Raw genomic sequence first — 11,798 nt, forward strand, 5'->3', positions numbered from 1 at the left:
TTCGCTACGCTCCGCCCAACCTACAAGAGCCCACCATGACACCTCTCTCTACCGGGGAGAGGGCCGGGGTGAGGGAGGCCCTACTCGTGAAAATCCGCCACCGTCTCGCGCCGGCCATAGAGAAAGGCGTCGGCCACGTGGCGCAGCGGGGCCACGTCCACGTCGGAGCGGTTCTGGGCGACCAGCTCGGCGAAGCGGGCATAGAGGCCGGCGTATTCCCGGTCGGGGCCCTGGTGGGTCAGCTGGCCGTCCAGGTACAGCTCGCTGCCGCCCTTGCTCAGGGTCAGGCGACCGGCATCGGTGTCGACGTGGATGTCCCAGGTCTGGGGTCCGGTCTGCAGGAAGTCGAAGTCGGCGGCGATGGGCACGCCGGCGCTGTCGACGAAGGCCAGTTGCGCGGCCACCGGGGTCTGGCAGTTGCCGGGGACCTGCAGCGTCGCCTCCTTGAGAAAGAACGGCCGCGGCAGGATGGCGGTGACGATGGACAGGGCATTGATGCCCGGATCGAAGACGCCCATGCCGCCCGGTTCCCAGATCCAGGCCTGACCGGGATGCCAGACGCGCACGTCTTCCTTCCACTCGACGCGCACCGCCTGGATGCGCTTGCCTTCCAGCCATTCGCGGGCTGGCTGCACACCCTGGGCATAGCGCGAATGCCAGGTGGCGAACAGCGACAGCCCCGCCGCCTCGGCCTGGCGGGCCAGGGCGTCCACTTCGCTCAGGGTCGCGCCCGGCGGCTTCTCCAGCATCACGTGCTTGCCGGCGGCCAGGGCCTCGCGCGCCTGTTCGTAGCGCACCGCCGCTGGCGCGCAGAGCGATACGGCGTCGATGGCCGGGCCGTCTTCGAGCAAGGCGCTCAGGCTGGGATAGTGGGCGACGCCGTCGAGCTGGGCGTTGCGGCTGGCCACGGCGACCAGCTCGTAGTCGGGATTGGCGGCGAGCGCCGGCAGGTGCTGGTCACGGGCGATCTTGCCCAAACCGACGATGGCTATTCTTATCATGATCGTCCTCGGTAGACGGTAGGAGTCCGCGGTCTAGGATCGGGCAATCATCACACCAAAGCAACAGCTTCGCGGTCGGTCTGCAGGCTCTCGCGCAACTCCAGCCAGCTGCGCAGATTGGCGCCCTCGCGGCCCTTGCGCCACATCAGCCAGGTGGTGGCCTGGGCGAAACGCGCCTGGATCGGGTGACGCTGCACCCGCTCGCGGCCGGGCAGGCTGTCGAGCATGGACTCCGGCATCAGCGCCACCCCACCGGTGATCACGCAGGCCAGCATGCTGTGGTAGGACTCGATCTCCATAACCGGGCCGCTGGGCACCCCCGCCGCGGCGTACCAGGTGTCCAGGTAGCGTCTATAGGAGCAACCGGCGCGAAAGCCGAACACCGGACGCCCGGCCACGTCGGCCGGTGAGCGCACCGGGCCGAGTTCCAGCCCGGTGATCAGCACCAGGCGTTCCTCGAACCAGGGCTGGCCCTCCAGCGCCGCATCGGGCGCCGGGCCGTCCACCAGGGCGGCGTCCAGGCGACCGGCCAGCAGGCCTTCCACCAGTTCGCCGCTGGGGCCGCTGTGCACCTGCAGATTCACCTTGGGATAGCGCTGGTGATAGCGCGCCAGCAGCCCTGGCAGATGGATGGCCGCGGTGCTGAACATGGACCCCAGGACGAAGGTACCGGCCGGCTCGCCGCCCTGCACCGCGCTGCGTGCCTCGTCGGCCAGGGCGAACAGGCGATGGGCGTAGTCCAGCAGCCGGTGGCCGGCGGCGGTCAGGTGCAGCCGCTGGCGTTCGCGTAGGAACAGCTCCACCCCCAGCTTGTCTTCCAGCTGGCGCAGGCGCGTGGAGAGATTGGAGGGCACCCGGTTGAGCCGCTCGGCGGCCCGTACCAGCGAGCCCTCCTCAGCCACCGCCTGGAAGATGCGTAATTCGGCGAATTCCATACCTTTCTCTTTAGCTGAACATCTATTTCTCTATTATTCGTTTTTATTGATTAACTTCAAGGCCTAGGCTGTCAGTATCCACCTGTTACCGGAGCCTTTTCGATGACCGCCACTACCCGCCTGCTGGCCTGCCTGCTGGCCCTGGCCACCGCCATGGGCATCGGCCGCTTCGCCCTGACCCCCGCCCTGCCCCACCTGATCGCCGAGGGTCAGATCGACCTCACCGGCGCCAGTCTGCTGGCCGCGGCCAACTACCTGGGCTATCTGCTCGGGGCCCTGGACGCCCTCTTCGCCCGTCGCACCCATGCGCGCCTGGTCGGAGGCCTCTGGCTCTGCGCCGGCCTGACCCTGGCCTCCCTGCTGGCCGATGGCCTGGCCGCCCAGGCGCTGCTGCGCTTCGGCACCGGCCTGGCCAGTGCCTGGGTGCTGGTGATGGTGACCGGTCTGAGCCAGCCCCTGGCCGCCGAGGCCGGACGGCCACGCCTGGGCGCTCTGGTCTTTACCGGTCCCGGGGTCGGCATCCTCATCAGCGGCCTGATGGCCCTGGTCAGCAATCGCCTGGGTGGCGATTCCAACCAGCTGTGGCTGAGCTACGGCCTGCTCGCCAGCGTGGCCACCCTGGCACTGCTGCCGCTGCTGCCACGGCGCGGTCCCGCCACCCCGCTGCCTACCACCGCCGCGGCGCCGACCAAGCGCTCGCCGGCCTTCAACCGCCTGATCCTGGCCTATGGCCTGGTGGGCGTCGGCTACATCCTGCCGGCGACCTTCCTCTCGCAGATGGCCGCCAGCCGCTTCCACGGCCAGTGGCAGGCCGACCTCTTCTGGCCCGGCTATGGCCTGGCGGCAGCCCTGGGCGTGGTGCTGGTGAGCCTGCGTCGCCCGGGCACCGATACCCGCCGCTGGCTGATCGCCACCCTCTGGCTGCAGGCCGCGGGTGTGCTGCTCTGCCTCCTGCCGGGCAGCCTGGCGCTGTTCCTCGGGGTGCTGCTCTGTGGCGGCCCCTTCCTCGCCTGCATGCAGCTGGTGATGCAGTACGGCCGCGAGCTGGCACCGGCCACGCCGCAACGCAACGCCGGGGTACTGACCGCCAGCTTCGCCAGCGGCCAGTTGCTCGGTCCCTTGCTCGGCGCGGTGAGCAGTCACTTTGCCGGCGACCTGCAACCGGCCTTGGTGATCGCCGCTCTGGGCCTGCTGTTCGCCGGGCTGCACCTGCGCCGCGCCAGGGCGTCGCTACAACGCTGCCTCGCCTGAATCGTTTCCGCTGCGGCCATTCGTCACAGAAGTAAAACTGGGTGGTTCCTTGTTTTGAAATGTTTCGCCGTTCCTGAGTACAGTGACCGCCGCGCCTCATAGAGGAGGCGCTTCAGGCGCTCGCCATCCACCCTACAAGGAATACAACACTCATGATGAAGGCCTCCGATCTGGTCGTTCGCTGCTTGGAAAACGAGGGTGTGGAATACATCTTCGGCATTCCCGGCGAAGAGAACCTGGACCTGCTGGAATCCCTGCGTCGCTCCTCGCAGATCAAGCTGATCCTGACTCGCCACGAGCAGTCCGCCGGCTTCATGGCCGCCACCTACGGCCGCTTCACCGGCAAGACCGGTGTCTGCCTCTCCACCCTCGGTCCAGGCGCCACCAACCTGGTCACCGCCGGCGCCTATGCCTACCTGGGCGGCATGCCGATGCTGATGCTGACCGGCCAGAAGCCGATCAAGAAATCCAAGCAGGGTCGTTTCCAGATTCTCGACGTGTGCCGCATGATGGCGCCGCTCACCAAGTACACCCACCAGTTCGCCTCCGCCGACAACATCCCGTCGCGCATCCGCGAGGCCTTCCGTCTCGCCGAGGAAGAAAAGCCCGGCTCCGTGCACCTGGAACTGCCGGAAGACATCGCCGACGAGCACACCGAGAGCCTGCCGGTACCGCCGAGCCTGAGCCGCCGTCCGGTCGCCGAAGCCAAGGCCATCGCCGCCGCCGTCTCCAAACTGGAAAACGCCCGCAGCCCGGTGCTGGTATTGGGCGCAGGCGCCAACCGCAAGATGACCGCGCGGGTGCTGCGTCAGCTAATCGAGAAGACCGGCATCCCCTTCGTCACCACCCAGCTGGGCAAGGGCGTGGTCGACGAGCGCCATCCGCGCTTCCTGGGCAACGCCGCCCTCTCCGCCGGTGACTTCGTGCACCGCGCCCTGGAGTCCGCCGACCTCATCGTCAACATCGGCCACGATGTGATCGAGAAGCCGCCGTTCTTCATGACCCGCGGCGGCACCGAGGTCATCCACATCAACTTCCGCTCCGCCGAAGTCGATCCGGTGTACTTCCCCCAGGTCGAGGTGGTCGGCGACATCGCCAACGCCATCTGGGAGATCAAGGAGCGCATCGAGGTCCAGCCCACCTGGGACTTCGACCGCCTGCTGACCATCCGCGAAGCCAACGAGGCCCATGTCGCCGAAGGCGCGACCGATGACCGCTTCCCGGTCTACCCTCAGCGCCTGGTGGCCGATCTGCGCAACGTGCTGCCGTCCGACGGCATCGTCGCCCTGGACAACGGTATCTACAAGATCTGGTTCGCCCGCAACTACAAGGCCTACATGCCCAACACGGTGCTGCTGGACAACGCCCTGGCCACCATGGGCGCCGGCCTGCCGTCGGCCATGGCCGCGCGCCTGGTCCATCCCAACACCCCCATCGTGGCGGTGTGCGGCGACGGCGGCTTCATGATGAACAGCCAGGAGCTGGAAACCGCGGTGCGCCTGAAGATGAACCTGGTGGTCATCATCCTGCGCGACGACGGCTACGGCATGATCCGCTGGAAGCAGGCGCAGATGGGCTTCGAGGACTTCGGCCTGGACTACGGCAACCCGGACTTCGTCCGCTACGCCGAAAGCTACGGCGCTCAGGGCCATCGCGTGGAAAGCGCGGCGGCCTTCGCCCCGCTGGTGCAGCACTGCCTGGACACCCCCGGCGTCCACGTCATCGACTGCCCGGTGGACTACTCCGAGAACGACCGCATTCTGCACCAGGACATCAAGGAGCGCAGCGCGGCGGTCTGATCGAATAGGTCAGCCAGGTAAGGGAACGCCCCGGCCATGAGGTCGGGGCGTTTTTGCTTGGGCCCACGACGGCATCCCGAACGCCTTGCGGCAGCCAGTCCACGCAGGTCGTCGCCATGGGCAAGCGTCTTGGAATTGCCATGAAGGGAGGCGTCTTATCAGGCTTTCAGCACGCCTTACCTGTGAAAAAGGACGACTTTTCCTTGTATTTAGTCAAACTATTCAGCAAGTTTTATCAATAAAATCAAAAAGATACGATGTGAGATCTCCACTAGAACAGGCCGCATATCCCGGTAATTGTGCAGCCTATCGCTTGGCTTTAAACCTTCCAGCAATCGCGCCTCTATTAAGGAGACCTTAAGCACCGTCGTGGCTGTACCACCTCATCCGCTGCTTTCCTCGGCGCGAGACCGCAATCGTCTGATTGCCCGTCCGCGCCTGCAGGCGGCAGGGCGAGGTCAGGTCTTGCCCAAGGCGCCTAGGGGAATACCCGTGGTTACTCGCACAAGATGCCAAGCGCCCTTCGCGCCCACCGGCCCTGCCGGTAGCTGACGAAACAGAGGCTGCCGTAACCCTCAAGAAGACGCTGGCCCCGTGGCCGGCGTCATCCAGAGCTCCGCTATCCAGGTAGTCCAAATGCAGCAAAATGGCTGGAATGTATTAAGCAATCTCACCGTCAGGGCCAAGCTGGCCCTCGGCTTCGCTCTGCTCATCGGCATGATCCTGCTGGTGGCCTACACCGGCTGGTCGGCCACCGATACCTTGCGCGATCGCAGCGAACGCATGAACGACATCGCCGGTTACAGCACCGTGGCCCGTGACATGCGCATCGAGCGACTGGTGTACTTCACCAAGGCCGATGATGCCCAGGCGGCCAAGTGGCTCGCCGCCCTGGAAAAGACCGAAGCCCAGTTGCACGGCATCGCTCCGCATTTCAAATCTCCGATTAATCAGACCCTGCTCGACGAGGCGGACAACACCCTCAAGCGTTATCGCGACTTCTACGATCAGACGATCGCCGCCACCCGCGAGCGGGAAGCCATCCGCAAGGTCGCCAGCGCCGCGGCCGAGGCCGCCAACACCCATCTGCTCACCCTGGCTGAAGCGGCGAACAGCGAGACCGGTCGCCCCGCCGATCGCCAGCAGCTGGCGGCGCTCTTCATTGGCGTGCAGCGGATGCGAGTGGATTTCCGTGGCTATGCCACCGCACCGAACAAGGATAGCGAACAGAAGGTGCGCGACTCCGTCAACGCCGCGCTCTCCCAGGCCAAGGCGCTCGGCGCCACGGCTCTGCCGGCCGAGACCGTGCAGAAGTTGCTCGGTGAAATCTCCGGCTACGGGCAGCGCCTCGAACAACTGGTGGCAGCGCAGGCGCAGGTGGACCAGGCTCAGGGCGGCATCACCACCACCATCACCACCCTGCTCTCCATCGCCGACAAGCTCACCGCCATCCAGCAGGAATTCCGCGCGGCCGACGTGGCCAATGCCCGCCAGTTGCTGTTGATCTGGCTGGCAATCGCCATCGCCCTGGGCCTGGCCTGTGCCTGGCTGATCACCCGTTCCATCGTCAAACCCTTGCAGGACACCGTGGCGCTAGCCGAAATGGTCGCCAGCGGCGACTTCACCCATCAGCAGCAGGTCACCCGCAAGGATGAACTGGGCGCCCTGCAGACCAGCATGCAGCGCATGACCGGCAACCTGCGGCGTCTCATTGGCGAGGTGCGTGACGGTGTCGTCCAGGTAGCCAGCGCTGCCGAGCAGTTGTCGGCGGTCACCGAGCAGACCAGCGCTGGCGTGCAGTCGCAAAAGGTCGAGACCGACCAGATCGCCACCGCCATGCAGGAAATGACCGCCACCACCCACGAGGTGGCGCGTAACGCTGGCGAAGCGGCCAAGTCCGCGCTGGACGCCAGTCGCCAGGCCCAGCAAGGCGATCTATCGGTCAGCAAGGCAATCGACCAGATCGAGCTGCTGGCCCGGGAAATGGCGTCGACCAAGGCGGCCATGGCCACCCTCCGTGGCCACGCCGACAGCATTGGCGGCGTGCTCGACGTGATCAAGGCGGTGGCCGAGCAGACCAACCTGCTGGCGCTCAATGCCGCCATCGAAGCCGCCCGTGCTGGCGAGGCGGGACGCGGCTTCGCCGTGGTCGCCGACGAGGTCCGCGGCCTGGCCCAGCGTACCCGCTCCTCGACGGACGAGATCGCCCAGCTCATCACCGGTCTGCACCAGAGCACCGACCGCATGGCGACGGTGCTCGACCATAACGTGCAGTTGACCGACAGCAGCGTCGGCCTGTCCCGCGAGGCGGGCGAGATGCTCAAGCGCATCACCCAGTCGGTGAAAGACATCGAGTCGATGAACGAACAGATCGCCTGCGCGGCCGAGCAGCAGAGTTCGGCCGGCGAAGAGATCAGCCGCAACGTCACCAACGTCCGCGACATCTCCGACCAGACCGCCGCCGCCAGCGAGGAGACGGCCTCGTCGAGCATGGAGCTCGCCCGTATCGGTGTGCGCCTGCAGGAGATGACGACACGCTTCAAGGTGTGATCCTGGCGGGCGCTCCTTCCCCTCACCCGGTCCTCTCCCCAAGGGAGAGGGAGCGCCTGGGATGGACTTCCAGCAGGAAGGAAAACGCGGCACAAAAGGTAGGTTGGGCTGAGCACAGCGAAGCCCAACGTCAGTTAGGTGAAGGCTGGGCCGTTGGGCTTCGACGGTGAAGCCGTCTCAGCCCAACCTACGGCTGGCTCTACCCGAGGGAGTGGAAAGCACCTGTCATGCCTGGTGTTGCGTGGAAAACGGCGCAGCCTTTTCCACGCGCTGGCACGAGGTAGGTTGGGCTGAGCTCAGCGAAGCCCAACGTCAGTCAGGTGAAGGCTGCACCGTTGGGCTTCGACGGTGAAGCCGTCTCAACCCAACCTACGGCTCCACGACTTCCCTCACCCCATCCTCGCCTCTTCCAGCAGCCAGCGTTCGAAACTTGCGAGCGCGGAATCGATTTCCGTCGTGGGACGGGTGACCAGCACATAGCGTTCACGCAGCTCCGGCAGGACCGGCCAGGGCGCCTGGAGTCGGCCGGCGGCCAGATCCTCCTCGATGTAGTGCTCAGGTACCAGGGCCATGCCGAAGCCGGCCTTGGCGGCCTCGATCAGCAGCGAGTAGCGATCATAGGTAGGACCAACCGCCTGGGCGCCCAGGGGTAACCCGGTGAGCGTGGCATAACGGGCCCAGCTGTGCGGACTCTCCAGCTTGTGCAGGAGCGGCAGGCTGGCCGGAGGATTGCCCGCCAGGCGCGGATGACAGACCGCGACCAGCTGCGTCTCGAACAACGGCTGCACCCGCAGACCGTGCCAGACCGGATGGTCATAGTTGATCGCGGCGTGCAGTCCGCTGTCTTCCAGGGCGAAGGGCTGCGTCCGCTCACGCAGATTGACCTCGATGTCCGGACAGCGCTCCTGGAAGCGCGCCAGCATCGGGATCAGCCAGCGACCCGCCAGGGTCGGGATGACGCCGATCTCCAGCGCGGTGGTGCCGCGGGCCTGGGCGACCAGTTGCCGCGTGTGGCGTTCGATGTCGGCAAGGGCCGTGCGCATGTGCGCGGCATAGCGGGCTCCGGCAGCGGAAAGCTCGACGCGATTGCCGATCCGCAGAAACAGCCTGACGCCCAGTGCAGCCTCCAGCTTGGCGATCTGCCGGCTGATGGCGCCCTCGCTGAGCGACAGCTCCTGCGCCGCCTTGGCGAAGCTAAGATGGCGGGCGGCCGCTTCCAGGGCCACCAGCGCCGTAGTACTGGGCAGGCGTCTAGTCATCAGCGGTCATCCTTGGCAGCGGGGCGTTCCAGGATGACGCCTGGGCAAGCTGCCTTGCAAAAAAATCCGTAACGCTCGCCCGCCAGCACCTCCTAGCATGACCAGACGACACCAGGGAGGCAGCAGCAGTGATGATGACGAGGACGTTCGCCTGGAACCGGATGGATCGGCTGCTGCTGGGCACGGGTCTGTTGATTCCGTTCTGGTTGACTATCGGCGTAGGTCTGACCGCCCTGGCGTATCCCGGTTACAGCCATGTCGATCATGCCCTGAGTCGGCTGGGGGCTGTCGACGCGCCCACTCAGGGATTTTCCGCCTGGCTCAACAACGTTCCTCTGGGGGTGCTCTTCGTGCTGGTTGCCCTGGGGCTGGCCAGACGTTTTCGCACGTCGCGCCTGGCCGGGTTGAGCGCGGCCCTGATCCTGCTCCACGGCCTGGCGAGCTTCGCCACCGGGCTGTTCCCCTGCGACCAGGGATGCGCCCCGCTGCAGCCCTCCGTTTCCCAGCAGCTGCACAACCTGGCCGGCCTGGTGATGTTCCTGTCGCTGACCCTGGCGAGCGCGCTTTGGGCTTGGCTCGGCAAGCGGTTGCTGGCCTCGCCCGGCCTGGCTGTTTTCTCGGCGATCTGCACGATACTGGCCCTGGTCACCGCGGGCATGATGGCGAGCGCGGTCGCCGACGGCCAAGGCTTCGGGCTCTACCAGCGCCTCAACTACGCCGTGGGCGTCGGCTGGCTCGCCGTCCTGAGCGGAATGGCCAGGCGCAGCCCAGGTGGCCAGCCGTGACCGACCAGCTGCCTGAAACCGCTCAGGCATGGACGGTCAGGGCGACGAGTCGGGCGACCACAGGCCGTACCAGCAACACACAGACGAAGGCGGACGGCATGGCCACCTGATAGGCACTCATCACATTCCTGAAGTAGTCGGCGTCGAAGCCGAACTCCGCCAGGGTGATCACCAGGCACATCAGCAGGGCCATGATGGTCGACATATAGAGGGCGAAGACATAGGGCGTCGCCCGCTTGGGAAAGCGGCGCTTGGTGGAGGTAGCAGGACTGATCGGATTCATCGGGTTGCCTCGGGTCAAGGAATCGAGGCCAAGCTTACAAGGGCGAATATCTGCCGGTAGCCTTCTCCACCTTGGTTCACTATAAACAGAAATCAACGAATCCTTCGGCAGGGCCCCCATGGACATCCTGGGCTTGATCGGTACCTACATCAGGGTCGTGGAAGCGGGCAGCATCGCCGGCGCCGCTCGCGCTCAGGGCCTGAGCGCGGCCGCGGTGAGCCAGAGCATCGCTCGCCTGGAGACGCATCTGGGCGTACGGCTGCTGTCGCGGACCACGCGCCGTCTCGCCATGACCGAAAGTGGCGCCCGCTATTTCGAGAAAGTCCGGCACATCCCCCAAGATGTCGAGATCGCCGCCCACCTGGCGACCCTGGCCAGCGAGCCGCAGGGACCGCTGCGGATAGCCACCACCGCCGCCTTTGGCCGCCACCTGCTCGCGCCGCTGCTGCCGGCCTTCAAGCGTACCTATCCGGGCATCGACATCGAATTGATTGGCAGCGACTGGCGCCTGGATCATCGCCTGGAACAGATCGATGTCAGCCTGAGGATCAAGGCGCAGCTGAACGACAGCCTGGTCGCCCGCCGGATCGCTTCTCGTGCCTTTGTGTTCTGCGCCGCGCCCGCCTATCTCGAACAGGCCGGCACACCCCATACCCCGGAAGAGCTGCAGCAGCACGCCTGCCTGCTGTTTCGCTACCCCACCGATGGACGCTATCTGCCCTGGCGCTTCGTACGGGCGGGTCAGACCTTCGAGGCCTCCACCCGCCCTGGCTTCGTCTGCGACGACATCGATATGATTGCCCAGCTCGCCGTGAACGGGGGCGGCATCGCACGCCTGGCAGACTTTGTCGCCCTGCCGCTGATCGAGCGAGGCCAGCTGGTGTCGCTGTTCGACGCCCAGAGCCAAGACGCCACCGCCGCGCAGTCGGAGCCGATGGACATCTATGCCTGCGTTTCCGAGCGTTCCGCGCTGAGCGGCAAGGTTCGCGCCTTCATCGACTTTCTCGAACAGGCCCTGCAGCCTGATTCCTGACAGGCGAAGGCCCTGGCCGCCGTAGCGACCAGGGCCGCTCTCTCAGGGACGCAGTACCAGGGTGGTGATGTCGGTGTGGTGCAGCAGGTGGGACGTCTGACTGCCCAGCAGCAAGCGCCGGGCGGCGGAATGGCGGTAGGCGCCCATCACCAGCAGGTCGGCCCGAGAGGCCTGGACCCGCTCGGGAATCACCTCGGCCGGATGCCCTGCCACGAGCTGGATCGTCACTTCGCTGCCGCCAGTACGCAGTAGCTCCGCAGCGGCCTCCAATTCGGCCACGCGCGCCGGCGTGGACTCACCGACCTGCAGGACCTCGCCCTGCAGCCCTGCCAGCAACCCGCTCCTGGCTATCTTCAGCACTCCCTGATGGGTGGCCTCGCTGCCGTCATGGGCGAGCAGAAAGCGCTGGGGTTCGCGGAAGTCGGCGGCGCACACCAGGATGGGCTTGTGCAGTGTGCGCACCACGGTTTCCAGCTGGCTACCGATACCGCGGCGACCGGCATGCTCGCCGCGCTTGCCGATCACCAGCAGGCTCATATCCGCCTCCAGTTCGCGCAGGGTATCCACCAGGTAGTCGTGCCGCTGGAGCGTGGCAGGCGCCGTGACCAGCCCACTGCCCTGCAACCGTTCCACGGCCCCGGCCAACAGGGCCGCGCCATCGGCACGCGCCAGACGGGCGCGCTGCTCGTCCAGCCGCGCCAGTTCCTCGAGCAGGTGCTCGCGCGAACCGAGGCCGATGGTGCCGCTGGCATCGGGGGCTGTGGGATAGAGGCTGCGCTCCAGGACATGCAGCAGGGTGAGGGGCAGCTCCAGCCATTGTGCCAGCCAGGCACCGTGGTCGCAGACACTGCCCGCCAGGGGCGAGCCGTCGATACAGGCGATGATCTTGCTCATGGTGTCTC

The 11,798-nt window shown here is 66.3% G+C and carries 10 protein-coding genes and 1 pseudogene; 6 read left to right on the forward strand and 5 right to left on the reverse strand.

Going from position 1 to position 11,798, the window contains the following annotated elements:
• Nucleotides 1–80: 80 nt before the first annotated feature.
• On the reverse strand, nucleotides 81–1,001 hold the full coding sequence (locus C722_RS0102465) for a Gfo/Idh/MocA family protein (protein ID WP_026083599.1): 921 nt from the start codon (nucleotides 999–1,001) through the stop codon (nucleotides 81–83).
• Between the two features lie 50 nt (nucleotides 1,002–1,051).
• Nucleotides 1,052–1,936, reverse strand: a complete 885-nt coding sequence (locus tag C722_RS0102470; protein WP_017638978.1) for a LysR family transcriptional regulator — start codon at nucleotides 1,934–1,936, stop codon at nucleotides 1,052–1,054.
• A 102-nt stretch (nucleotides 1,937–2,038) separates the two neighbouring features.
• On the opposite strand from C722_RS0102470, the gene C722_RS0102475 reads away from it, so the two are divergent.
• From C722_RS0102475 to C722_RS26885, 4 genes and pseudogenes are all read left to right on the forward strand, one after another.
• Nucleotides 2,039–3,187 carry a YbfB/YjiJ family MFS transporter gene (locus tag C722_RS0102475; protein ID WP_017638979.1) on the forward strand — a complete coding sequence of 383 codons (1,149 nt, stop codon included), beginning with the start codon at nucleotides 2,039–2,041 and terminating at the stop codon, nucleotides 3,185–3,187.
• A 152-nt stretch (nucleotides 3,188–3,339) separates the two neighbouring features.
• Nucleotides 3,340–4,986 (forward strand): acetolactate synthase large subunit, encoded by a 1,647-nt coding sequence (locus C722_RS0102480; RefSeq protein ID WP_017638980.1) that lies wholly within the window; start codon nucleotides 3,340–3,342, stop codon nucleotides 4,984–4,986.
• A gap of 717 nt (nucleotides 4,987–5,703) precedes the next feature.
• Nucleotides 5,704–6,678 (forward strand): annotated as a pseudogene (locus C722_RS26880) (methyl-accepting chemotaxis protein); the annotation flags it as partial.
• Nucleotides 6,673–7,536 carry a methyl-accepting chemotaxis protein gene (locus C722_RS26885; RefSeq protein WP_371099766.1) on the forward strand — a complete coding sequence of 288 codons (864 nt, stop codon included), beginning with the start codon at nucleotides 6,673–6,675 and terminating at the stop codon, nucleotides 7,534–7,536. The pseudogene C722_RS26880 and the gene C722_RS26885, both read left to right, overlap by 6 nt.
• Nucleotides 7,537–7,925: 389 nt before the next feature.
• Here C722_RS26885 and C722_RS0102490 read toward each other — a convergent pair whose 3' ends face one another.
• On the reverse strand, nucleotides 7,926–8,795 hold the full coding sequence (locus C722_RS0102490) for a LysR substrate-binding domain-containing protein (protein ID WP_017638982.1): 870 nt from the start codon (nucleotides 8,793–8,795) through the stop codon (nucleotides 7,926–7,928).
• 161 nt (nucleotides 8,796–8,956) lie between these two features.
• Between C722_RS0102490 and C722_RS0102495 the strand changes: the two genes are divergently transcribed.
• A complete protein-coding gene (locus C722_RS0102495) occupies nucleotides 8,957–9,580 on the forward strand; it encodes a DUF998 domain-containing protein (RefSeq protein WP_017638983.1) in 624 nt (207 codons plus the stop codon).
• A 22-nt stretch (nucleotides 9,581–9,602) separates the two neighbouring features.
• Here C722_RS0102495 and C722_RS0102500 read toward each other — a convergent pair whose 3' ends face one another.
• On the reverse strand, nucleotides 9,603–9,863 hold the full coding sequence (locus C722_RS0102500; RefSeq protein ID WP_017638984.1) for a DUF2798 domain-containing protein: 261 nt from the start codon (nucleotides 9,861–9,863) through the stop codon (nucleotides 9,603–9,605).
• 118 nt (nucleotides 9,864–9,981) lie between these two features.
• Here C722_RS0102500 and C722_RS0102505 point away from each other — a divergent pair, with 118 nt between their 5' ends.
• A complete protein-coding gene (locus tag C722_RS0102505) occupies nucleotides 9,982–10,896 on the forward strand; it encodes a LysR family transcriptional regulator (protein ID WP_017638985.1) in 915 nt (304 codons plus the stop codon).
• A 42-nt stretch (nucleotides 10,897–10,938) separates the two neighbouring features.
• Here C722_RS0102505 and C722_RS0102510 read toward each other — a convergent pair whose 3' ends face one another.
• Nucleotides 10,939–11,790, reverse strand: coding sequence for a universal stress protein (locus C722_RS0102510; RefSeq protein ID WP_017638986.1), 852 nt, complete (start codon nucleotides 11,788–11,790; stop codon nucleotides 10,939–10,941).
• Between the last annotated feature and the right edge of the window lie 8 nt (nucleotides 11,791–11,798).

The organism is Pseudomonas sp. 313 (assembly GCF_000316965.1).
Classification (GTDB): Bacteria; Pseudomonadota; Gammaproteobacteria; order Pseudomonadales; family Pseudomonadaceae; genus Chryseomonas; species Chryseomonas benzopyrenica.